Annotated in this window: 23 protein-coding genes; 10 read left to right on the plus strand and 13 right to left on the minus strand. The window is 70.8% G+C overall.

The features are described 5' to 3' along the window. The first annotated feature begins 18 nt into the window (after positions 1-18). The 4 genes from ENE75_RS15270 (at position 19) to ENE75_RS15285 (ending at position 3,027) form a co-directional block, all read left to right on the plus strand. Positions 19-1,068 (plus strand): M23 family metallopeptidase, encoded by a 1,050-nt coding sequence (locus ENE75_RS15270; RefSeq protein WP_128199203.1) that lies wholly within the window; start codon positions 19-21, stop codon positions 1,066-1,068. Positions 1,069-1,196: 128 nt separating this feature from the next. Further along, the gene (locus ENE75_RS15275; RefSeq protein ID WP_128199204.1) at positions 1,197-1,457 is read left to right on the plus strand and encodes a hypothetical protein; all 261 of its coding nucleotides are present in this window, start codon (positions 1,197-1,199) and stop codon (positions 1,455-1,457) included. Between the two features lie 26 nt (positions 1,458-1,483). Next, entirely contained in the window at positions 1,484-2,008 is a 525-nt protein-coding gene (locus ENE75_RS15280; protein WP_158288964.1) for a hypothetical protein, read from the plus strand. 65 nt (positions 2,009-2,073) lie between these two features. Next, complete coding sequence (locus ENE75_RS15285; protein WP_128199206.1) at positions 2,074-3,027, plus strand: 2-dehydropantoate 2-reductase; 954 nt, start codon at positions 2,074-2,076, stop codon at positions 3,025-3,027. 6 nt (positions 3,028-3,033) lie between these two features. Here ENE75_RS15285 and clpB read toward each other — a convergent pair whose 3' ends face one another. Further along, on the minus strand, positions 3,034-5,643 hold the full coding sequence (gene clpB / locus ENE75_RS15290; RefSeq protein WP_128199207.1) for an ATP-dependent chaperone ClpB: 2,610 nt from the start codon (positions 5,641-5,643) through the stop codon (positions 3,034-3,036). A 115-nt stretch (positions 5,644-5,758) separates the two neighbouring features. On the opposite strand from clpB, the gene ENE75_RS15295 reads away from it, so the two are divergent. Genes ENE75_RS15295 through ENE75_RS15305 form a run of 3 tightly spaced genes read left to right on the plus strand, consistent with a single transcriptional unit; the run spans position 5,759 to position 9,394 of the window. Further along, a complete protein-coding gene (locus tag ENE75_RS15295; RefSeq protein WP_158288965.1) occupies positions 5,759-7,291 on the plus strand; it encodes a tetratricopeptide repeat-containing sulfotransferase family protein in 1,533 nt (510 codons plus the stop codon). 8 nt (positions 7,292-7,299) lie between these two features. Further along, a complete protein-coding gene (locus ENE75_RS15300; RefSeq protein WP_128199209.1) occupies positions 7,300-7,824 on the plus strand; it encodes a hypothetical protein in 525 nt (174 codons plus the stop codon). Positions 7,825-7,828: 4 nt separating this feature from the next. Continuing rightward, on the plus strand, positions 7,829-9,394 hold the full coding sequence (locus ENE75_RS15305) for an amidase (RefSeq protein WP_199232321.1): 1,566 nt from the start codon (positions 7,829-7,831) through the stop codon (positions 9,392-9,394). 56 nt (positions 9,395-9,450) lie between these two features. Here the strand turns inward: ENE75_RS15305 and ENE75_RS15310 are convergent, their stop codons facing one another. The 6 genes from ENE75_RS15310 to ENE75_RS15335 form a co-directional block, all read right to left on the minus strand. Continuing rightward, complete coding sequence (locus ENE75_RS15310) at positions 9,451-10,185, minus strand: PEP-CTERM sorting domain-containing protein (RefSeq protein WP_128199210.1); 735 nt, start codon at positions 10,183-10,185, stop codon at positions 9,451-9,453. A gap of 145 nt (positions 10,186-10,330) precedes the next feature. Then, on the minus strand, positions 10,331-11,692 hold the full coding sequence (locus tag ENE75_RS15315; RefSeq protein WP_233259104.1) for an AMP-binding protein: 1,362 nt from the start codon (positions 11,690-11,692) through the stop codon (positions 10,331-10,333). Continuing rightward, positions 11,689-12,936: an acyl-CoA dehydrogenase family protein gene (locus ENE75_RS15320; RefSeq protein WP_128199211.1), complete on the minus strand. Its 1,248-nt coding sequence runs from the start codon at positions 12,934-12,936 to the stop codon at positions 11,689-11,691. Before ENE75_RS15320 ends, ENE75_RS15315 begins: the two co-directional genes overlap by 4 nt. Beyond that, positions 12,933-13,718 carry an alpha/beta fold hydrolase gene (locus tag ENE75_RS15325; RefSeq protein ID WP_233259105.1) on the minus strand — a complete coding sequence of 262 codons (786 nt, stop codon included), beginning with the start codon at positions 13,716-13,718 and terminating at the stop codon, positions 12,933-12,935. The genes ENE75_RS15320 and ENE75_RS15325 overlap by 4 nt, the downstream gene beginning before the upstream one ends. Beyond that, positions 13,715-14,740 carry a 2,5-dihydroxypyridine 5,6-dioxygenase NicX family protein gene (locus tag ENE75_RS15330; RefSeq protein WP_128199212.1) on the minus strand — a complete coding sequence of 342 codons (1,026 nt, stop codon included), beginning with the start codon at positions 14,738-14,740 and terminating at the stop codon, positions 13,715-13,717. The genes ENE75_RS15325 and ENE75_RS15330 overlap by 4 nt, the downstream gene beginning before the upstream one ends. Positions 14,741-14,747: 7 nt before the next feature. Further along, a complete protein-coding gene (locus tag ENE75_RS15335) occupies positions 14,748-15,263 on the minus strand; it encodes a flavin reductase family protein (protein WP_128199213.1) in 516 nt (171 codons plus the stop codon). A 98-nt stretch (positions 15,264-15,361) separates the two neighbouring features. On the opposite strand from ENE75_RS15335, the gene ENE75_RS15340 reads away from it, so the two are divergent. Beyond that, positions 15,362-15,799, plus strand: coding sequence for a MarR family winged helix-turn-helix transcriptional regulator (locus ENE75_RS15340; protein WP_128199214.1), 438 nt, complete (start codon positions 15,362-15,364; stop codon positions 15,797-15,799). Here ENE75_RS15340 and ENE75_RS15345 read toward each other — a convergent pair. From ENE75_RS15345 to ENE75_RS15370, 6 genes are all read right to left on the minus strand, one after another. Beyond that, entirely contained in the window at positions 15,778-16,290 is a 513-nt protein-coding gene (locus ENE75_RS15345; protein WP_128199215.1) for a molybdenum cofactor biosynthesis protein MoaE, read from the minus strand. The genes ENE75_RS15340 and ENE75_RS15345 overlap by 22 nt on opposite strands. Before the next feature lie 2 nt (positions 16,291-16,292). Beyond that, complete coding sequence (gene moaD / locus ENE75_RS15350) at positions 16,293-16,544, minus strand: molybdopterin converting factor subunit 1 (RefSeq protein WP_128199216.1); 252 nt, start codon at positions 16,542-16,544, stop codon at positions 16,293-16,295. Continuing rightward, complete coding sequence (locus ENE75_RS15355; RefSeq protein WP_128199217.1) at positions 16,541-17,752, minus strand: molybdopterin molybdotransferase MoeA; 1,212 nt, start codon at positions 17,750-17,752, stop codon at positions 16,541-16,543. Before ENE75_RS15355 ends, moaD begins: the two co-directional genes overlap by 4 nt. A gap of 19 nt (positions 17,753-17,771) precedes the next feature. Next, entirely contained in the window at positions 17,772-19,193 is a 1,422-nt protein-coding gene (gene thrC / locus ENE75_RS15360; protein ID WP_128199218.1) for a threonine synthase, read from the minus strand. Between the two features lie 76 nt (positions 19,194-19,269). Then, entirely contained in the window at positions 19,270-20,580 is a 1,311-nt protein-coding gene (locus tag ENE75_RS15365) for a homoserine dehydrogenase (RefSeq protein WP_128199219.1), read from the minus strand. Beyond that, positions 20,577-21,803: a pyridoxal phosphate-dependent aminotransferase gene (locus tag ENE75_RS15370; protein WP_128199220.1), complete on the minus strand. Its 1,227-nt coding sequence runs from the start codon at positions 21,801-21,803 to the stop codon at positions 20,577-20,579. The genes ENE75_RS15365 and ENE75_RS15370 overlap by 4 nt, the downstream gene beginning before the upstream one ends. A gap of 39 nt (positions 21,804-21,842) precedes the next feature. On the opposite strand from ENE75_RS15370, the gene ENE75_RS15375 reads away from it, so the two are divergent. Together ENE75_RS15375 and ENE75_RS15380 are read left to right on the plus strand one after the other, a co-directional pair. Beyond that, positions 21,843-22,229 carry an Mth938-like domain-containing protein gene (locus ENE75_RS15375; protein WP_128199221.1) on the plus strand — a complete coding sequence of 129 codons (387 nt, stop codon included), beginning with the start codon at positions 21,843-21,845 and terminating at the stop codon, positions 22,227-22,229. 87 nt (positions 22,230-22,316) lie between these two features. Then, complete coding sequence (locus tag ENE75_RS15380) at positions 22,317-22,790, plus strand: peroxiredoxin (RefSeq protein WP_128199443.1); 474 nt, start codon at positions 22,317-22,319, stop codon at positions 22,788-22,790. Positions 22,791-22,916: the final 126 nt, after the last annotated feature.

Consider the following 22,916-nt stretch of genomic DNA (forward strand, 5'->3'; position numbering starts at 1 on the left):
GGGTGGTAAAAGCGCAGCATGCAGGACTTCGAGCGTCAGGTCACCACGGCCGCGCTGTTCGTGCTGGCCGCCCTGGGCCTTTGGTTGGTCACCGCACTGTGGCGCCTGAAGCGTCTGCACCGACGTGGCCGTCTGGACGCACCGACGGACACCCGCCCCCACCCAGGCCTGCGCCTGCTGCGTGCGCTCGGTTCGCTCGGGCTCGTCGGGCTTGCGATCGGTCTCGCCGATGCCTGGCTCAGCAGCCTTCGGGGCGCACTCTTCCTGTCGATGTCGCTCAAGATCGCGCTGACGGCGACCCTGGTCGTCTGCGTGGCCCTGGAAGTCACCCTTCGCGCGCGGGCCCATGCCCGCCCCGGGGCCTGGCCGTGGATCCGCTCGGGCGTGGCGGCGCTGGTCTTCCTGGCGGCCACGGTGGTGCTGGCCCTGCGGCACCAGGCCTTGCACGCACATCCCCCGGCGTCGGCAGACACGCTGCTGGCCGCCCCGTTCGCCGGCCGGTGGGTGTCCACCGGCGCAGGCCCCACGGCCGCCAGCAACCACCACCATCGCATCGCCTCGCAACGGCATGCGGCCGACATCGTGCGCTTGTGCGACGACGGTCGGCTCTACCACGGGAACGGCACGGCCCCGGCCGACTCATGTACCTGGGGTGCCGAAGTGCTGGCGCCGATCGACGGCAGGGTCGTGCAGGCCGTCGACGGCCTGCCGGACCAGGGCAGCCGAAGCACGCTGGCGGGCAACCATGTGGTGATCCGGCTGGACGACCAGCGCTACGTGGCCCTGGCCCACCTGAAGCAGGGCAGCGTGCGCGTGGCCGTGGGAGACACGGTCCGCTGCGGTCAGTTCATCGCCCTGGCGGGGGCTTCGGGCAACACCGACTTCCCGCACCTGCACGTGCATGTCCAGGATTCGGCGTCGTACGACCTGCACACCAGCCGGTCGATCCCGTTCCGGTTTCGTGACGTAGAACTCCGGCGCCACCTGTGGTGGCAGCGTGTGGATTCGATCGACCTGATCGCCAACGACACGGTGCGTGCCGACGGCACGTGCCCGGGAGTACGTTGATGCGCATCCTGGGCCTCGGCGCCGGAAGCATCGGCGGATGCCTCGGCGGTCGCCTGATCCAGGCGGACGCTGCCCTCATCTTTGCCGTCCGCCCTCTCCGCGCGGCTTAGCTCGCCGCCGACGGCCTGGTGGTCCAGAACCCGCACGCCGACTTCCAACTCGCGCCACCGGCGTTCCACTGTGTCGAAAACAGCGCGCGCATGGCCCACCGCGAGCAGTTGGCGGGGCTGCCGATCAAGCTGGGCGCCACGCCGGGCGGCGTGCGTCGGATTGAAGCGGTGCTGACGCTGCGGCCCGCGCGCCTGCTCCACGCCAAAGGCAGCGGCGGCCTGACGCAGGTCAACGACAGAACGCCGCGGCGTCCTATCGTGCCCCTACCGTCGACATGACGGGGCATCACAAGGCGGAACGTGTCATGAAGTGCCCACAACAGCGTACCCAGTGGCTCGGCATCGGCCTGGCTCTGGTACTGGGCGGGGCGGCCCTGTGGCCGACGCATGCCTCCGCGGATGAGCTTCGACTCAGGCATGCCCACACCTTCGACCGTTATGAGGACGGCGGTTACCGGCGTGTCGGCGTCGCCATGCTGGCGTTGCCCGGAGGACAGCGTGAACCTGCCACGCTCGACCTGCGCGGCTCGCTGACCGGGGCACAGGGGGATGGCTGGTTCGGCATGCGGGTCACGCTGCGCTACCGCTTCGACGATGGCTCCACCATCGAAGGGCGCATGGAAGGCCGGTTTCGGCGCAGCGATATGGGCGAGGTGTCGGGGCCGCAGGAGGCCACCGGCGAGCTCACGGGCGGCAGCGGTCGCTTCCAAGGCATCCAGGGCCGCTTCACCATGGCCGGTGCGGCGGGCCTGTCGGTCCTGTCGCCCGGGGTGATGGCCGAGGTGTATGGCGACCTGATCGGCGAGTACCGCCTGCCGACGCGACCGTAGTCGGGGCCCAGCGTCCCGCGGCGCCCGCCTGGCGGGCTAGCATCGTTGTCCTCAGGAGGTCCACGATGCGCATCCTCGTTCTCGGTGCCGGCGGCATTGGCGGCTACTTCGGCGGGCGGTTGATCCAGGCAGGCGCCGACGTGAGCTTTGCCGTGCGTCCCCGGCGCATGGCGCAACTCATGGCCCAGGGTCTGGTGGTGCAGAGTCCGCACGGCGACTTCCAGCTCGCGCCCACCACCTTCCGCTGCGTGGATTCGAGCACCGTCCGAGGCACCTGGGACCTGATCGTGCTGGCGCCCAAGGCCTACGACCTGGACAGCGCGCTGGACGCCATCTCGCCTGCGGTCGGCTCGGGCACCGCCATCGTGCCGCTGCTCAACGGCCTGCGCCACATCGACGCGCTGCAGGCGCGCTTCGGCGCCGCCCACGTGGCCGGCGGCACCTGCGGGATCCCGGCCACGCTGCGGCCCGACGGCACGGTGGTCCAGCTCGGGCCGCTGCACCGCATCGTCTTCGGCGCCCTGCCCGGCACGTCTGCATCGGCCGCAGCGTTGCTGGCCGCGCTGCGCGACGCGTTCGCACGCACGCCGGTCGAAGCCATCCTCGAACCCGACATGGTGCGCGCACTGTGGGAGAAGTTCGTCGGCCTGACCACGCTGGCGGCGATGACTTGCCTGATGCGCGGCAGCGTGGGCGACATCTTGGCCACCGACGAGGGCGAGGCCTTGTTCGCTGAGACGATGGCGGCCTGCGTCGCGACCGCCACAGCCGCCGGCCAAGCACCGCGCGAGGCGGCCCTGCTACCCTTCCGGAAGATGATGGCGGCACGCGGGTCGAACGTCACCGCGTCGATGCTGCGCGACCTGGAAGCCGGCCACGCCACCGAGGGTGCACACATCGTCGGCGACATGCTGGCCCGGGCACGGTCCTTCGGCATCGACCCCGGCCCCCTGCGGCTGGCGTGGTGCCACTTGCAGGCGGCGGACCACCGCCGGCGGCGCGAGGCCGACGGCGGCTGACTCAGCTCAGTGCACGGTGCGCTCGAAGACGAACTGCCCGCCTTCCACGTCCACCGGGATCACGTCCTTCGGCCCGAAGCGCCCCTGCAGGATCAGCTTGGACACCGGGTTCTCGATCCGGTGCTGGATGGCGCGCTTGAGCGGCCGGGCACCGAACACCGGGTCGAAGCCAGCCTTGGCCAGTTCGGCCAGCGCCTCGGGCGAGACCTCGAGCTTCATCTCCATCTTGGCCAGCCGCTGCTCCAGGTGCTTGAGCTGGATCTTCGCGATGTTCTCGATGTGCGCCTGGTCCAGCGCGTGGAAGACCACCGTCTCGTCGATGCGGTTCAGGAACTCCGGGCGGAAGTGCTGTTTCACCTCGGCCCACACGGCTTCCTTGATGTCCTCGCTCGGTTGCCCGGCCATCTGCATGATGACGTGGCTGCCCAGGTTGCTGGTCATCACGATCACGGTGTTCTTGAAGTCCACGGTGCGGCCCTGGCCGTCGGTCAGGCGGCCATCGTCCAGCACCTGCAGCAGCACGTTGAACACGTCCGGGTGGGCCTTCTCCACCTCGTCGAGCAGCAGCACGCTGTAGGGCTTGCGGCGCACGGCTTCCGTCAGATAGCCGCCCTCGTCGTAGCCCACGTAGCCCGGCGGCGCGCCGATCAGGCGGCTCACGGAGTGCTTCTCCATGAACTCGCTCATGTCGATGCGCACCATGTGGTCCTCGCTGTCGAACAGGAAGCCCGCCAGCGCCTTGCACAACTCGGTCTTGCCCACGCCGGTGGGGCCTAGGAAGAGGAAGCTGCCCAGCGGCCGGTTGGGGTCGCTCAGGCCGGCGCGGCTGCGGCGGATCGCGTCGGCCACCGCGACGATGGCCTCGTCCTGGCCCACCACGCGCTCGTGCAGCTTGCTCTCCATCTGCAGCAGCTTGTCGCGCTCGCCCTGCATCAGCTTGCTCACCGGGATGCCGGTGGCGCGGCTGACGACCTCGGCGATCTCCTCGGCGCCGACCATGGTGCGCAGCAACTGCGGGCCGGCCTTGCCGTCCTTGCCGGCTTCCTTCTTGCCGGTTTCCTTGGCCTGGGCCTCGTGCAGGCGCTTCTCCAGCTCCGGCAGCTTGCCGTACTGGAGTTCGGCCACGGCGTTGAAGTCGCCCTTGCGCTTGAGTTCCTCGATCTGCTGGCGCGCGCGGTCGATCTCCTCCTTCACCTGGGCCGAGCCCTGGGCCTGCGCCTTCTCGCTCTTCCAGATCTCTTCCAGGTCGGCGGCCTCGCGCTCGAGCTTGGCGATCTCCTCCTCGATCAGGCCCATGCGCTTGATCGAGGCCTCGTCCTTTTCCTTGCGCACCGCCTCGCGCTCGATCTTCAGCTGGATCAGCCGGCGGTCGAGCTTGTCCATCGCCTCGGGCTTGGAGTCGATCTCGATCTTGATCTTGGCCGCGGCCTCGTCGATGAGGTCGATGGCCTTGTCGGGCAGGAAGCGGTCGGTGATGTAGCGGTGGCTCAGTTCCGCCGCGGCCACGATGGCCGGGTCGGTGATCTCCACGCCGTGGTGCACCTCGTACTTCTCCTGCAGGCCGCGCAGGATGGCCACCGTGGCCTCCACCGTGGGCTCGTCCACCAACACCTTCTGGAAGCGGCGCTCCAGCGCGGCGTCCTTCTCCACGTACTTGCGGTACTCGTTGAGCGTGGTGGCGCCGATGCAGTGCAGTTCTCCGCGTGCCAGCGCCGGCTTGAGCATGTTGCCGGCGTCGATGGCGCCTTCGGCCTTGCCTGCGCCCACCATCGTGTGGATCTCGTCGATGAACAGGATGATGCGGCCTTCGTCGGCGGCCACTTCCTTGAGCACGGCCTTGAGCCGCTCCTCGAACTCGCCGCGGTACTTGGCACCGGCCAGCAGGCCGGCCATGTCCAGCACCAGCACACGCTTCTCGCGCAGGCTGTCGGGCACCTCGCCGTTGACGATGCGCTGCGCCAGGCCCTCGACGATGGCGGTCTTGCCGACGCCGGGTTCGCCGATGAGCACCGGGTTGTTCTTGCTGCGCCGCTGCAGCACCTGGATGGCGCGGCGGATCTCGTCGTCACGGCCGATCACCGGGTCGAGCTTGCCGTGGCGGGCGCGTTCGGTGAGGTCCAGCGTGTACTTCTTCAGCGCCTCGCGCTGGCCCTCGGCCTCAGCCGAATCCACCGTCTGGCCGCCGCGCACCGCGTCGATGGCGGCTTCCAGCGCCTTGCGCGTCAGGCCATGACCGCGCAAGATGCCGCCGAAGTCGCTCTTGGCGTCGGCCGCCGCCAGCAGGAACATCTCGCTGGCGATGAACTGGTCACCGCGCTTGCTGGCCTCTTTGTCGGCCGCCTGCAGCAGCGTGACCAGATCGCGCGACGGCTGCACCGGCTGGCCGCCGCTGACCTGCACGCTGGGGAAGCCGCCGATGGCGGTCTCCATCGCGGTCTTCAGCGCGGCGGTGTTGGCGCCGGCACGGTCCAGCAGTGCCTTCGGGCCGTCGGGCTGCTGCAGCATGGCCGCCAGCAGGTGCGCCGGCTCGATGTAGGGGTTGTCTCGCGCCACGGCCAGGCTCTGGGCATCACCCAGGGCCTGCTGGAACGCGGTGGTCAGCTTGTCGAAACGCATGGATGAATCCTCCGATTGCGATCAGACATGGGGCCGGGTGCGGGGCTTTCAAGCGAAACGGCATTGCGCCAGCGCAAGGTGCGGCGCCCCTGCCGCTACAGTGTGCAGCGAATCCATGCCCTCGCCCCCCCTGCTCCCACCCCTGCCCCCGGCCCTGTCCGCCAGCCTGCCGGCCAACCTGCCCGATGCGCCCGACGCACTGCGCGCCCTGGCCCGCGAACTCGACCGCACCGACCGCCACGACGACGCCGTGGCCGTGTACCAGCGCCTGCTGGCCCTGCAGCCGGGCTGGCTGGACGGCTGGTACAACCTGGGCCAGGCCCTGTGGCGCGCGCGCCGGTTCGACGATGCGCTGGCGGCCTATCAGCGGGCCCTGGACGGCGGCATCACCCGCCCCGAGGAAGTGCACCTGAACCGCTCGGTGCTGTATGCGCAGCACCTGGCCGATCCTGGCGCCGCACGGCACGAACTCGACCGCGCGCTGGCGCTCAACCCGCACTACCTGCCGGCGTGGCTCAACCTGGGCAACCTGCATGAGCAGGCCGGTGACCGCGTGGCCGCCGCCGACGCCTACGAGCGCGTGCTGGTCATCGACCCCCGGCACGCCCTGGCGCTGTCGCGCCTGCCCAACCTGCGCCGGCTGCACGACCCGCAGGACCCGCTGATCGCGCGCCTGCATCAGGCCCTGGCCGACCCACGACGCCACCCGGCCGAGCGTGCCGACCTGGGTTTCGGCCTCGGCAAGGCGCTGGACGACGTGGGCCGGCACGACGATGCCTTCGCGGCGTATGGCGCGGCCAACGCGGCCAGCCGCCAGGCGGCGGGGCCTGCGGCCCGGTACGACCGGGCCGCACACGAACGCCATGTGGACCGCCTGATCGCCACCTTCACCGCTCCCGCGCCGGCGCGCAAGGGAGATCCCAGCCAGGCGCCGATCTTCATCTGTGGCCTGTTCCGCTCGGGCTCCACCCTGGTGGAACGCATGTTGGCGGCGCACCCGCGCGTGACCGCCGGCGGCGAGCTGGACCTGCTGCCCGCGGTCGCGCGCAAGCACTTGGCTCCCGGCGCCGACTGGACGCTGCTGCAGGACCCGACCTTGCTGCAGGCGATCGCCGACGGCTACTGCGCCGACCTGGCCCGCCGCTTCCCACAAGCGGACCTGCTGACCGACAAGCGCCCCGACAACGTGCTGCACGTCGGCCTTATCAAGACGCTATTCCCGTCGGCGCGCATCGTGATCACGCGCCGGCACCCGCTGGACAACGGGCTGTCGATGTACTTCCTGCACCTCGGCTGGTCCATGGCCTACGCGCTCGACCTGGGTGACCTCGGACACTGGATCGCGCAGCACGAGCGCCTGGTGGCGCACTGGTGCCGCGTCTACGGCGACGACGTGCACGTGGTGGACTACGACGCGCTCGTCGCCGATCCCGAGCCGCCGCTGCGCGCCCTGCTGGCGTTCTGCGGGCTGGGCTGGGACCCGGCCTGCCTGGCCTTCCACACCACGGCCGGCGCCGTGCAGACGGCCAGCCTGTGGCAGGTGCGGCAGCCGCTGTACCGCCATGCCTCCGGGCGCTGGCGCCATTACGCCCGCCACCTCGGCCCGCTGCGCGACGCGCTGGGCTGGCCGGCGGGCCGCGAGGTCTAGGCGCCGCCATGGGCATCCACCAGCTCCAGCTGCGCTACGACCCGGTGGCCGACCGTCTGCTGCTGTCGGTGCGAACGCACCAGGCCGAGCTGTACCGCGTCTGGCTCACGCGACGCATGGTGGCGCGGCTGGCCGCGCCGCTGCGCCAGGCCGTCATGCGCCTGGCGCTGCCACGCCGGCCGGACGCGCCGATGCCGGTGCCCGAGGCCCAGCCACTGCTCGAGCAGGTGGCCCGCGAACGGCCGCTGAAGGACGCGGTCTTCGGCCAGCCCTTTGCGGCCGGCGACCAGGACAGCCACCCGCTGGGCACCGAGCCGCTGCTGCCGGACGAGATCGACGTGCGCACGCCGGCGACCGGCGGCCTGCACATCGCGCTGCGCGAAACGCGTGGCCGCCGCCTGGAAATGGCGCTGGGCGACGACCTGGCCACCGGTCTGACGCGGCTGCTCGACCAGGCCCTGGCCCAGGCCGAATGGGCCCTCCCGCAGCCCGTCGCCGCGACCGATACCGGCGACTCGCCGAAGTTCAGTTGAGCGGATGGACCGCCTGCCCAGCCGCCGCCGTTTCATCGTCCAGGCCATCGGTCGGTCGGCGGCCGTGGCCGCATGCACCGCCTGGCAGGCAATGGGCCGGGCCGCTCCGGCGGCATCGGCCTCGGCGCAGGTCGAGACGCTGCTCGCCCGCGCCGACACGATCGACCGCACCGGTCCCACGATCAACGCCATCGTGGAGCGCAACCCGCTGGCGCTCGCCATCGCCCGCGCGATGGACCACGAGCGCGCGCAGGGCCGTGTGCGCGGCCCGTTGCATGGCGTGCCGGTGCTGCTGAAGGACAACATCGACACCGGCGACGACATGCTCACCACCGCCGGCTCGCTGGCCCTGGCCGAGCGGCCGGCGCCGGCCGATGCGGCGTTGGTCGAACGCCTGCGCGCCGCCGGCGCCGTGATCCTGGGCAAGACCAACCTCTCCGAATGGGCCAACTTCCGCGGCGCACGTTCGGTCAGCGGCTGGAGCGCCCGCGGCGGCCAGACGCGCAACCCGCACGTGCTCGACCGCAGCCCCAGCGGATCGAGCTCCGGCTCGGCCGCGGCCGTGGCCGCCGGCCTGGTGCCGCTGGCCGTGGGCACCGAGACCGACGGCTCGCTGGTCACGCCGGCCTCGATGTGCGGCGTGGTGGCAGTCAAGCCGACGCTGGGCACGGTCAGCCGCCGCGGCGTGGTGCCCATCGCCCACAGCCAGGACACGGCCGGGCCGATGGCCACCAGCGTGGCAGACGCTGCGCTGCTGCTGCAGGTGATGGCCGGCGCTGATGCCGCTGATCCCGCGACGGCGTCACCGGCAGCGGTGCTCGCACGCCGGGGCCTGGCGGACCTGCAGTGGAACCCTGGCGCGCTGGCCGGTGTCCGCCTAGGCGTGGCGCGCGAACACTTCGGCGTCCACCCGGCAGCGGACACGCTGGCCGAGGCCGCGCTGCGCACGTTGCGCAACGCCGGCGCTGTGCTGGTGGACCCGGTGCGCGTGATCGCCGACCCGGCCGCCCTCGGCGCCGCGGAATTCGAGCGCCTGCTGCACGAGTTCAAGGCCGACCTGAACGCCTACCTGGCCTACCGCGGGCCGACGAGCCGGGTGCGCGATCTGGCGGCGCTGATCGCCTTCAACCGCGCCCACGCCGACCAGGAGATGCCCTGGTTCGGCCAGGAGACCTTCGAGGCCGCACAGCGGCGCGGCGGCCTGGACAGCCCGGTGTACCGGAAGGCGCAGGCCACCTGCCACCGGCTGGCCTGGCAGCAGGGGTTGGGGGCGGCGCTGCGGCGTCACCGGCTGGATGCCATCGTTGCGCCGACCACCGGCCCGGCCTACCCGATCGACCCGGTCGGCGGCGACCACTGGGCCGGTGGCTGCTCTCAGCCCGCGGCGGTGACCGGCGCGCCACACGTGACGGTGCCGATGGGCACGGCCTTCGGTTTGCCGGTGGGCCTGTCGTTCTACGGCGCACCGGGGCGGGACGCGCGGCTGCTGCAACTGGCCTGGGCCTACGAACAGCAGGCCCCGGCGCGGCCCGTGCCGGCCTTCCGCCCCTCAGTGTCGGTGCGTCGCTGACGAGCCGCTGCTCGCCACCACCGTGGCGAAGGCTGGCGGTCGCGACGGGCCGAACGCTAGGCCCGCCGCGTGCGGCGCGTCAGGCCGAACAGGGCCAAGGTGCCGGCCAGCCACATGGCCGATGTGCCGGGCTCCGGCACCGCGCTGACACTGACCACCTGGCCAGGCACCAGCGGCGCCGGATCAGCATTGGGGCCGAAAACGGCCAGCCCATACTGCACGACGCCGTCGCCCGACGTGTTCATCAGGGCCTCGAAGGGCAGGCCCGCCACCAGGGGGACGATCACCTGATCGCGCTGAACCGTGTAGCCCGGCGCGAAGTCGCGGATCCAGGCGTAGGCGGTGTAGCCCGCCGGCAGGGACTGGGACAGGGTCTGGCCGCTGAACCGCACCGTCTGGCCGGACAGGTCTACCCCGCTGAAACCCTCGTCGACGTAGACGTTGGACTCCAGCACCTTGTTCGGCTGGTAGCCGCCCTGGCCGTCGGGCTGCCACCAGTACGGGTCGCCGGGTGGCGCGCCGCCGACGCGGTCGTTCGGGCCTACGACCAGCGCCCCGGCGCTGAACACGGCCGGCACCTGGGCGATGTCGGTGCCGAGGAACAGGCCCTCCACGTAGTCACCCCGATCGGTGCCGGGTGCCGTGGGAACGGCGAAGACATTGACGAAGCCGATCCACGGCAACCGGGCGTCGACCACCACGTCGATCACGTCGGACCGCGCCGGTCCGGCGCTCAGCATCAGCATCGCAGCGGCCGAAACGGTCGCCAGCACGCGCAAGCCATCGGACATGACACCTCCTGACGATCGACCTTCATCGACGCCGGATGCCCATCGCGATCCGGCGTCGTGACGCTATCAGAAGCAAGAGGTCTCCGCGAGCGCGCCGTGGCCCGGCCTCCTCAAACGGGTGGAGGCAGGCCCGGCCTACGGCGCTTCAAGCGGCACCCTTCCCGCCCGGAGTCTGCAGGCTGGCCGCGAGCACCGGCCGCTGCACCTTGCCCAACGCCGTCTTCGGCAGCGATGCCGCCACGACCATGCGCCGGGGGTGCTTGAAGCGCGCAAGGCGCGCGTCGAACAGCACACGCAGCACCGCCTCGTCCACCATACGGCCCGCGTGCGGCACCACCACCAGCACCGGCACCTCTCCCCAGCGCGCGTCGGGCAGGCCCACCACGCAGCACTCGGCCACGTCGGGATGCTGCGCGAGCAGGTTCTCGATCTCGGCGGGGTGGATGTTCTCGCCGCCGGAGATGATGAGCTCCTTGCTGCGGCCGACGATGCGGTAGCGGCCATCGGCGTCCTGTTCTGCCAGGTCGCCGGTGTGGAACCAGCCTTCGGCGTCGGAGGCCGGCGTGTCGCTGCGGTGGTAGGCCCGCAGCAGGTTGGGTGCCTTCAGCAGCACCTCGCCATCGGGCGCCAGCTTCACCTGCACGCCCAGCGCCGGACGGCCGCAGGCCCCGACGGCGGACATCGCCTCCCCCGGCCGCAGCACGATGGACACCGGCCCGGTCTCGGTGCTGCCGTACACCTGCGCCACCGGCACGCCGCGCGCGTGGAAGGCCTGGATGAGCGATGGCGGCACCACCTGCGAGCCGCTGTTGACGAAACGCAGCGACGACAGGTCGGTTCGCGCCCAGTCCGGATGCTCGACGATGGCCTTCATCACCGCCGGCACCAGCAGGCTGGTGGTGGGCCGCCACGAGGCCACGTCATGCAGCCAGGCGCCGGGGTCGAAACGTGCATGCAGGCGCACCGTGCCGCCGGCGGCCAGCGTGGGCAGCACCTGTATGCACAGCCCGCCCACGTGAAACAGCGGCAGCACGGCCAGCGTGCGCGTGTTTGCATCAAGGCCTTGGGCGTCGATGGCGGCAGCGATGTTGGCCGCCATGCCGGCGGCCGTGTGCACCGCGCCCTTGGGCGTGCCGGTGGTGCCCGAGGTGTAGACGAGCAGCCGGTCGCCCGGCAGGTGGCCTTCAGCGCGTTCGCGTGGCAGGGCCGCGATGGATGCCACGGCAGCGGCCAGGTCGGCATGCGCCTCGTCGTGCAGCAGGCACTGCACGTCGGCATGCTGGACGATCAGGCCCAGTTCCATGCCGGCCAGGCGCCAGTTCAACGGCAGATAGCGTGCGCCGATGCGCCCGCAGGCCTCCAGCAGCGCCAGCGGGCGCAGGCCGTTGAGACCCAGCCAGGCGACGGTGTCGCCCGCGCCCAGGCCGGCGGCGCGCAGCGCGGCCACTTCGGCATCCGCGGCCCGCGCGACGTCGTCGGCCTGCAGGTCCACGGCCCCGGTGTTCACGCGTCGATCGCTTCGTCGCGCTCGCCCGGCTCGTACAGGCACTCGCGGCCCAGGCGGTCCACGCAGAGCTCGGCCGTCCAGGGCAGCATCAGGCTGCCGCAGCGGCTGTCGCGGTAGATGCGCTCCAGGTGCAGGCTCTTGAGCATGCTCTGCCCGCCGCAGGTGCGGATCGCCAGGCGCGCGATGTCGTTGGCGTTCTCCATGATGGTGTAGTGCGCCGCGTACAGCCGCATGCGGGTGTCGCGGTCGGGGTCCACCTGGGCGTCGCGGGCGTTCTGCAGGAACAGCGCACGCGTCTGTTCCAGCTTGATGCGCATCTCGGCCGTGGCCACCTGCTTGGTGGGGTACATGCGGCGCTTGACCGGCGGCGTGCCCGGCATCTCGCCGCGCAGGTACTGCACCGTGAAGTCGTAGGCCGCCTGCGCCAGGCCCATGTAGGTGGGCGACAGCGTGGCGAACATGTGCGGGAAGCGGCTGGCGGCCTGGAAGTACAGGCCTTCGGGCATCATGCGCGCGTCGTCGGCCACGAAGACGTCCTTGAACTCGAGGTTGCGCGAGACGGTGCCGCGCATGCCCAGCGGGTCCCAGGGGCCGCTGACGCTGACGCCTTCGGCATCGGCCGGCACCGCGAGGTACATGGAGTCGCGCATGCCAGCGCCCGGCTTGTCCAGCGTGCACAGCACGCCGTAGTAGTCGGCGGCACCCGACAGCGACGCGAAGATCTTGCGGCCGGTGACGAGGTAGCCGCCGTCCACCTTCTTTGCCAGCGTGCCCCAGGGCGCCTTGCCGGCGGCGGCGCTGCCGCCTTCGCTGAAGGGCTGGGCGTAGACCTTGCCCTCCTCCACCACGCGCTTGAAGTGCACGGCGCGGCAGCGCTCGTGGTCGGCGCGCTGCTCGGGCGTCATGTCCAGCGCGTCGGCGATGAAGCCGGCCCACATGGCGCTGCAGACGTGCATGTTCCAGGTCAGCGCGGTGGCGCCGCAGTGACGGCCGATCTCGGCGGCCACCATCACGTAGGTCGGGAAGTCGGCGCCCAGGCCGCCGTAGGCCTGCGGCACGCAGATCTTCAGCAGGCCGGCGTCGCGCATGTCGGCATAGTTCTCGAACGGGAACACGGCGTCGCGGTCGATCTGCGCGGCGCGCGAGGCGAACTTCTCGCGGCCCAGCGTCGCAGCGATCTCGATGAGTTCGCGCTGCTGCGCGGTGAGCTTGGCGGGGTTGCCGGCGATGTGGCTGGGGGTCATGGCAGCACCTCGTTCAGGAAGGCAGTGACGGCGGCGTCGAAGGCGGCCGGCGTCTCGACGTTGGCGATGTGGCCGGCACCGGCCAGTTCGGCGTAGCGGGCGCCGGGGATGCGTTCGGCCATGCCGCGCAGCACCTTGGGCGGCGCGGTGCGGTCGTGTTCGCCGGCCAGGCACAGCGTGGGCACGGCGATGGCGGGCAACGCGGCACGGCGATCGAAGGAGACGATGGCCGCCAGCACGGCGCGGTAGGTGGCCTCGGGCACGGCAGCCATCACGCGCGCGGCCAGCGCAGCGCCGGCAGGGTCGGCCGCCGGGCCGAGCATCGGCGGCACCAGGGCGGCGGCCAGGCCGGGCATGCCTTGGCCGGCGTCCAGCGGCTGCAGGCGGCTGGCCACGAACCGGGCCTGCCAGTCGCCGTCGGGCTTGCCGAAGGCCGGCGAGGTGCAGGCCAGCACCAGCGCGCTCACGCGACGCGGTGCGACGGCAGCGACTTCCTGCGCCACCATGCCGCCCATGCTGTGGCCGACCAGCGCGGCGCGGTCCAGGCCCAGTGCATCCATCGTGGCCAGCACGGCCTGCGCCATCACCGGCATGCCACCGGGCGCGACACCCTGCGAGTCACCGTAGCCCGACAGATCGACCGAGATCGCATCGAAGCCCGCGGCAGCCAGCGCGGCCACGCTGCCGGCCCAGATGGCCTTGCCGCCGCCGATGCCGTGCAGCAGGATGACCGGGCGACCAGTCGGGCTGGAAGGGCCGGAACGGGTGAACGCCAGGCTCACGGCAACCGCCCTGAATCGACTTCCACCCGCTCGTCCAGCGTCACCGTGCAGCCGCGCAGCGGCAGGTCGAAGTGCCCCAGCGTGTGGCGCCCGGCCACCTCGTTGGCGCCGGTGCTGTAGAGGAAGTTGCCGCCGAAGGCACGCAGTTCTGTGCCGTTGAAGTCGGCCTTGTCGTAGAAGGTCATCGCGTCCCAGCGCGCGCGGCGGTTGAGGCCCCAGCCGACATGGGACACCGCGTAGGCGCTGCGGTCCCCCCAGGCCTCGAAATAGCCGCGCATCAGGTCGGCGTCCACGCTGGCGCCTTCGATGGCCACCACGTGGTCGTGCTCGATGCGCAGCGTCACCGCGTCCTGCAGGTAGCGCTTGAAGGTCAGGTTGACGTCGCCGCGGTCCATCACCAGCGTGCCCTGCACGGTACCCGCCGCCGGGAAGGCCAGCACCAGGCCACCGGGCCAGTGGGACAGGCTGCCCGGCCGGGCGCTGAAGCCCCAGACGCCGCCCACGCGCGCGTCGGCCAGCGACACCGTCAGGTCGGTGCCGGCGGCGGAAGTCACGCGCATCTGCTTCGCCGCCTTCAGGCGCCGCATGGCGTCGCGCACCGGGGCTTCGTCCTCGGCGCGCGGTGCGGTGCGCTCCAGGATCTCCGGGTGTTCGTTGCTGATGGCCAGCACGCGGGCACCGCCCTTCAGGATGGCCGGCAGCTCCGGCGCGTGCTGCAGGCCCTCCACCGTGCAGTCGGCGATGAAGACGCTGCCCGCCAGCGCCTGCACCACCGGGCCGAGGCCACCGATGGCATCCGACGCGCCCGTGCTGCGCACCGGCACCGGCGCCGTCTGCCGGGGCGTGGGCACGGTGATGTGGAACCAGCGCGCGCCCAGTTTCGCCAGCGCCAGTTCGCTCAGTTGCACGATGGCCGGGCGGGACTGCGTCTCCGACAGGATGGCGCAGGCGTCACCCGCCTGCACGCCGCAGAGGGTGAACACCTCGGCAAAGGTGTCGATCCACTTCGGGTCGAGTCTCATCGGGGCCTCACAGGATCTCGCCGAGCAGGTGGTAGTGCCCGCCGTGGAACAACAGCGGCGGTGTGGCGATGTCGGACAGGGCTACGACGCGGCCGATGAAGAGCACGTGGTCGCCCGCGTCCTGCGCCTGCACGCTGGCGCACTCGAACACGGCCGCGGCGCCCGTGAGCACCGGCGCACCACCCTGCCCGGCGCTCCAGACGCCTTCGGCGAACTTGTCGGCCACCGGTGACGCGAAGCGGCGCGACAGTTCCACCTGCGACTCCGCCAGCACGTTGATCGCGAAGTGGCCGGCCTCGCGAAAGGCCGCGACGCTGGGGCTCGCCTGGCGCAGCGACCACAGCACCAGCGGCGGGTCCAGCGACAGCGCGTTGAAGGAATTGGCGGTCAGCCCGATGCGCTGGCCCGCTTCGTCCACGCAGGTGACGATGGTCACGCCGGTGGCAAAGCGCCCCAGCGTCTGGCGCAGCTGGCGCGCATCGAAGGTGGGTGCCAGGGCCGGGGGCGTGAGAGGGCTGGTCATCACGGCTCCAATATATGAAAATTCATTGACTTTGCGCAAGCCCCGGGCAGACCCGAAGTCATGGCCCCGGACCACAGGACTCGAATGCACCCCGACCGATGACCCACCGTTTCGTCCACCGCCACCTGCCATACCTGCTGGCGCGCGCCAGCCATGCGCTGTGGCGCGGCTTCGAACCGCAGGTGAAGGCGGCGGGCCTGAACTCGCTGGAATGGCGGGTGATGGCCACGCTGTCCGACGCGGAGCCGATGCCGGTAGGCCAGCTGGCATTGGAAGTGCTGGCGCAGCAGCCCACGTTGACCAAGTCGCTGGACCGGCTGCAGGCTCAGGGCTGGGTGGAACGGCGCGCCGACGCCGGCGATGCCCGCCGGTCGCGCGTGGCACTGACGGCGGCGGGCCTGCGCAAGGTGGCGCCGCTGATCGCCGCGGCCGACGCCCACCAGCGGGCGCGCCTGCAGGCTTTGGGCGTGGCCGACGAGGAGACGCTGCGCGACGCCCTGGCGTCACTGGTGCGTCACTTCGACGCCGTGCCCTGATCGGTCGGCCCGGCGTTGTCCGAGGCGATGCCCCAGCGCGCCAGTGCCGCGTCGTCGGCCACGCGGGCGTCCACCCAGCGTGCGCCCTCGGGCGTGGTCTCCTTCTTCCAGAACGGCGCCTGTGTCTTCAGGTAGTCCATCAGGAACTCGCAGGCCTGGAAGGCCTGGCCGCGGTGGGCGGAGGTGACCACCACGAGCACGATCTGGTCGCGCGGCAGCAGCGGTCCCACGCGGTGCACCACGCGTGCGCCGCGGATGTCGAAGCGGCGGTGCGCCTCGTCGATCATGGCCTCGATGGAGGCCTCGGTCATGCCCGGGTAGTGCTCGAGCTCCATCGCGCTGACCTCGCCGGGCGTGCCGCCGTTGCGGTCGCGCACGGTGCCGACGAAGCTGGCCACGGCGCCGACACCGGCGTCTTCCGCGCGCAAGGCCGCCACCTCGGCGGAGAGGTCGAAGTCGGCGGTCTGGATGCGGACGCGGGGCTGGGTCATGTTCAGCCTCCCGTCACCGGCGGGAAGAACGCCACCTCGGCGCCATCCGTCACCGGCGTGGTCTCCGGCACCATGGCCTGATTCAGCGCGCAGCGCACGGGGCGGTTGCCGGCCAGCAGTTCGGCGTGGCGGCCGCCGCGGGCCACCAGGGCCGCGCGCACGTCGGCCACGGTGGCGCCGTCGGTGATCTCCAGCGCTTCGCTGGCGCCGAGCGCCTCGCGCAGCGCGGCGAAATAGCGGATCGTCAGCTTCATCGGTTCACCAGCGCGTCCAGCGGCAGGAAGCGCACGAGGTCGCCGCGCGCGATCGACTGCCCGGCCGGCGTGTCCACCAGGCCGTCGGCCCACACCGTGCTGGTCAGCACGCCGGAGCTCTGGTTGGGGAACAGGTCCAGCCCGCCATCGGCATTGAGCTTCACGCGCAGGAACTCGCGCCGGCGGTCGGGCTTGGGCCAGTCGAAATCGGCGCGCAGCAGTTGTGCCGACGGGCCGGCCGCATCCATGCCCTGGAGTGTGCGCAGCACCGGTGCCACGGCCAGCAGGAAGGTCACGAAGCTGGACACCGGGTTGCCGGGCAGGCCCATGAAGATCGCCTGACCCTGCCCCGATCGCACCGTGCCGAAGGCCAGCGGCTTGCCCGGCTTCATCGCGATCTGCCACAGGTCCAGCGTGCCTTCGGCCATCACGGCCGGACGCAGGTGGTCTTCCTCGCCCACCGACACGCCGCCGCTGGTGAGGATCAGGTCGTTGCCATCGGCCGCGCGCTTGAGCGCATCGCGCGTGGCCTCCAGCTTGTCCGGCACGATACCCAGGTCGGTCACCTCGCAGCCCGCGGCCTGCAGCAGGCCGCGCAGCGTGAAGCGGTTGGAGTTGTAGATGGCGCCCGGCTTCAGCGGCTGGCCGGGCATCACCAGTTCGTCGCCAGTCGAGAACACGGCCACGCGCGGGCGGCGCCAGACGGTCAGCTCCGCCGCGCCGACCGAGGCGGCCAGGCCCAGGGCCTGCGGCGTCAGGCGCGTGCCGGCGGTCAGCACCACGGCGTCGTGCATCACGTCCTCGCCGCGGCGGCGGATCCACTGGCCGCTCTGCGGCACGGTGTTCACGCGCACGGCGCCGTCCAGCGCCTCGCACTGCTCCTGCATCACCACGGCATCGGCGCCCGGCGGCACCTGTGCGCCGGTGAAGATGCGCGCCGCGGTGCCCGGCTGCAGCGGCTGGCCCACCACACCGGCGGGAATGCGCTGGCTCACGGGCAGCACCGTGCCCTCGGCCGGCACGTCGGCCGCGCGCATCGCATAGCCGTCCATCGAGGTGTTGTCGGCCGGCGGCACGTCCAGGCCGCTGCGCACCTCGGCGGCCAGCACGCGGCCCAGCGCGTCGAAGGTGCCGACGGTCTCGGTGCGGTCGATCCGGTGCGCGGCGGCGCCGGCCACGAGGCGTTGCAGCGCCTCGTCCAGGCTCATCAAGGGGGGACGCTTGGGCTCAGTCACAGTGCGATTCGATGTACGCCTTCACACGGTCAGTATCGGCCGGCAGCACCGTGAAGCGCTTGGGCAGCGCCTCGATGCCCTCCAGGCCGGCGGGGCGTTCCGGCTCGCGGCCCAGGGCCTCGCGGATGGTCTCGGCGAACTTGGCCGGCAGCGCGGTCTCGAGCACGAGCATCGGCACGCCGGCATCCAGGTGTTCGCGCGCCACCTTCAAGCCGTCGGCGGTGTGGGTGTCGATCATCGTGCCGCAGCGCTGCCAGGCGTCGCGGATGGTGGCCAGGCGGTCAGCGTGCGTGCTGCGGCCGGAGACGAAGCCGAAGCCGGCCACGCGGGCGAACTCGTCGGCCGTCAGCGTGAAGCCGCCCTCCTTGGCGATCGCATCGGCGAACAGCGCCTTCGTGCGGCCACCGTCGCGCCCGAGCAGGTCGAACACGAAGCGCTCGAAGTTGCTGGCCTTGCTGATGTCCATCGACGGGCTGGAGGTCTCGTGCGTCTCGGCCGTGCCGCGCACGCGGTAGGTGCCAGTGCGGAAGAACTCGTCGAGCACGTCGTTCTCGTTGGTGGCCACCACCAGGCGGTGGATGGGCACCCCCATCATGCGCGCCACGTGGCCAGCGCAGACGTTGCCGAAGTTGCCGGACGGCACCGCGAAGCTCACCCGCTCTGGCGTGGCCTGGACGCGACCGGAGGTCGCTTGGAAATACCCGGCGAAGTAATACACCACCTGCGCCAGCAGCCGCGCCCAGTTGATGGAGTTGACGGTGCCGATCTTCCAGCGGCGCTTGAAATCCAGGTGATTGCTGACGGCCTTGACGATGTCCTGGCAGTCGTCGAACACGCCCTCGATGCTGAGGTTGTGGATGTTGGCGTCCTGGAGGCTGAACATCTGCGCCTGCTGGAACGCGCTCATGCGGCCCTTGGGGCTGAGCATGAAGACGCGCACGCCGCGCTTGCCGCGCATGGCGTACTCGGCCGCGCTGCCGGTGTCGCCGCTGGTGGCGCCCAGGATGTTGAGCTCCTCGCCGCGGCGCGCCAGTTCGTACTCGAACAGGTTCCCGAGCAGTTGCATGGCCATGTCCTTGAAGGCCAGCGTGGGGCCGTTGGACAGGGCCTCGATGTGGATGCCGTCCTCCACCCGGCGCAGCGGCACGATGGCGTCGGTGCCGAAGACCTCGCGGGTGTAGGTCCTGTGCACCAGCGCCTTCAGGTCGGCCGCGGGGATGTCGTCGATGTACAGGCTCAGGATCTCGAACGCCAGGTCGGCATACGACAGGCGACGCCAGCGCGTGAGCGTGGTCTCGTCCACCTGCGGGTAGTGCGTGGGCAGGTACAGGCCGCCGTCGGGCGCCAGGCCCTCGAGCAGGATGTCGGAGAAGCCGCGCGGCGTCGTGTCGCCTCGTGTGCTGAGGTACTTCACATCGACCTCCGCCGGGCCGCCCCAAGGAGGTCGATCGCCCCCACGGGGGGCAGCGAGCGCGAGCGAGCGTGGGGGCTCATTTCAGTTCTTCTTTCCGGAGCTTGACGATCGGCGCCAGCACCGTCGGCAGCGCCTGCATCTGCGCCAGCGCCGCGTCCATGCGGCCTTCCACCGTGTCGTGCGTCAGGATGATGAGGTCGGTCTGGCGCTCGCCCTCGCCGGATTCGCGCTGCAGCACGGCGTCGATGCTGATGTCGTGTTCCGCCAGGATGCCGGTGATGCGCGCCAGGACGCCGGCCTGGTCGGCCACGACCAGGCGCAGGTAGAAGGAGGTCACCACCTCGCTCATCGGCAGGATGGGCGTGTCGGCCATCGCTCCGGGCTGGAAGGCCAGGTGCGGCACGCGGTGGTCGGGGTCGGCGGTGTGCAGGCGGGTCACGTCCACCAGGTCGGCGATCACGGCACTGGCGGTGGGCTCGGCGCCAGCGCCCTTGCCGTAGTACAGCGTCGTGCCCACGGCGTCGCCGTGCACGACGACGGCGTTCATCGCGCCTTCGACGTTGGCGATCAGGCGCGTCGCGGGGATCAGCGTCGGGTGCACGCGCAGCTCGATGCCATGCTGCCGCCGTCGCGTCACGCCCAGCAGCTTGATGCGGTAGCCCAGCTGCTCGGCGTAGCGGATGTCGGCCGCCTGCAGGCTGCTGATGCCCTCCACGTGGCAGCGGCTGAACTGCACCGGCACGCCGAAGGCGATCGCGCTCATGATGGTGGCCTTGTGCGCCGCGTCCACGCCCTCGATGTCGAAGGTGGGGTCGGCCTCGGCATAACCCAGGCGCTGGGCCTCGGCCAGCACGCTGCCGAAGTCCAGGCCCTTGGACCGCATCTCCGACAGGATGAAGTTCGTGGTGCCGTTGATGATGCCGGCCAGCCACTCGATGCGGTTGGCCGTGAGGCCTTCGCGAAGCGCCTTGATGATGGGGATGCCACCGGCTACCGCCGCCTCGAAGGCCACGACCACGCCCTTGGCACGGGCGGCCTCGAAGATCTCGGTGCCGTGCACGGCCAGCAGCGCCTTGTTGGCCGTGACCACGTGCTTGCCCGCGCCGATGGCCGCCAGCACCAGCTCTCGCGCGCGCTCGACACCGCCGATGAGCTCGACGACGATGTCGATCTCCGGGTGCGTGGCCACCGTCATCGGGTCGGCCACCACCTCGGCCGCGTCGCCGACGATCTCGCGCGCCTTGGCCACGTCGCGCCGCGACACCATGCGCACCGCGATGCCGCGCCCGGCGCGGCGGCGGATCTCGTCCTGGTTGCGGCGCAGCACCTCGAAAGTGCCGGTGCCGACGACGCCGAGGCCGATCAGGCCGACTTGAAGGTCTCTCATGCGGAGTGCCGTTTGCGGTAGTGGCCCAGGAAACGCTCGATGCGGTTGAGCGCATCGTCGAGGTCGTCCATGTTGGGCAGGAAGACGAGGCGGAAGTGGTCCGGCGTGGGCCAGTTGAAGCCGGTGCCCTGCACGATCAGCACCTTCTCGTCGGCCAGCAGCTCGTAGGCGAAGTCCTGGTCGTCGGCGATCGGGTAGAGCTTCGGGTCCAACCGGGGGAACATGTACAGCGCCGCCTTGGGCTTGACGACGCTGACGCCGGGCATCGCACTCAGGCGTTCATAGGCCAGGTCGCGCTGCTTGCACAGGCGTCCGGTGGGCGCGACCAGGTCGTTGATGCTCTGGTAGCCGCCCAGCGCCGTCTGGATGGCCAGCTGCCCCGGTGTGTTGGCGCACAGGCGCATCGAGGCCAGCATGTTCAGGCCCTCGATGTAGTCGCCGGCATGGCGCTTGTCGCCCGAGACCACCATCCAGCCCGCGCGGTAGCCGCAGGAGCGGTAGTTCTTGCTCAGGCCGTTGAAGGTGACCGTGAGCACGTCGTCCGACAGTGCGGCCAGGCTGGTGTGGCGATTCCCGTCGAACAGCGTCTTGTCGTAGATCTCGTCGGCGAAGACGATGAGCTGGTGCTGGCGCGCCAGTTCGACGATGTCGCGCAGCAGATCATCCGGATACAGCGCCCCGGTGGGGTTGTTCGGGTTGATGACGACGATGCCCTTCGTGCGCTCGGTGATCTTCGAGCGGATGTCGTCCAGGTCCGGCACCCAGCCGGCGCCCTCGTCGCACAGGTAGTGGCGCGGCGTGCCGCCGGAGAGCGACACGGCGGCCGTCCACAGCGGGTAGTCGGGCGCCGGCACCAGGATCTCGTCGCCGTCGTCGAGCAGCGCGTTGAGCGCCATCACGATCAGCTCCGACGCGCCGTTGCCCAGGTAGACATCGTCCACCGTGACGCCGGCGATGCCCTTTTCCTGCGTGTAGTGCACCACCGACTTGCGCGGCGCGAACAGGCCCTTGCTGTCGGTGTAGCCGGCCGCCGCCGGCAGGTTGCGGATGATGTCCTGGACGATCTCTTCCGGCGGCTCGAGCCCGAACACGGCCAGGTTGCCGATGTTGAGCTTGATGATCTTGTGGCCTTCTTCCTCCATCTGCCGGGCCTTGTCGAGCACCGGGCCGCGGATGTCGTAGCAGACGTTGGCCAGCTTGCTGGACTTGGCAATGGGCTTCATGAAGCGGGGAAGACGCGACGAAACTAGAATTATCGCCGCATGAAGTTCCAGCCCGACACACTGCCCGGCGTCAACGTGTTGACCCGCCATGAACCTGGGCAGGTGTGGGTCGGCGCCACACCGTACACGCACAGCGTGCTGGTGCCCCACCGCGGCGATGTGCTGCACTGGGACGCTGCGCGGTTCGAGGACCTGGGGCCCGCGAGTTTCGACGCGCTGATTGCGCTGGCCCCGGAGGTCGTGCTGTTCGGCAGCGGCGCACGACTGCGTTTCCCGCAGCCGGCGTGGCTGCGCGGTCTGATCGAGCGCCGCATCGGCGTCGAGACCATGGACACCGCGGCAGCGTGCCGCACCTACAACGTGCTCGCGGCCGAGGGCCGTGCCGTGGCCGCGGCGCTGCTGCTGGCCCCGGAGCCGCGGGCGTGATGGGGAGGGTAGTGCCTGAACCGGGCCGCCCTGACACTGGATTTATAATCACCTGTTAGGCCGCAGCCGGCGAAGCACACCATGACCATGACACCCGTCGTCAACAAAGCCCTCCCCGATTTCGAAGCGCAGGCCACCAATGGTGTGACGTTCACGCCGCACGCCTACATCGGCAAGTCCGTGGTGCTGTACTTCTACCCCAAGGATGCCACGCCCGGTTGCACCACCGAAGCCATGCAGTTCCGCGACAAGCACAAGGAATTCGTCAAGGCCGGCGCGGTGATCTTCGGCGTCTCGCGCGACAACATGGCCAGCCACGACAAGTTCAAGGCCAACCTCGAACTGCCGTTCGAGCTGATCGCCGACACCGAGGAAAAGCTGTGCCACATGTTCGGCGTGGTCAAGAACAAGATCATGTACGGCAAGAAGGTCAAGGGCATTGAGCGCTCCACCTTCCTGATCGACGCCGAGGGCGTGATGCGTGCCGAATGGCGCGGCATCAAGGTGGCTGGCCACGTGGACGAGGTGCTGGCCGCCGTGAAGGCGCTGAAGGCCGGCTGACCCCGACCGCGGGCCCAAGCGCCTGTGTATGATGGCCGCATGCCGCTGAGCACGCGCGCTGCACGCCCCCGACGAACAAGCCGCACGGTCTCCCGTGCGGCTTTTTTGTTCACACCCACCTGAACC

The sequence above is a fragment of the Rubrivivax albus genome (genome assembly GCF_004016515.1).
Taxonomy (GTDB): Bacteria; Pseudomonadota; Gammaproteobacteria; order Burkholderiales; family Burkholderiaceae_C; genus Rubrivivax; species Rubrivivax albus.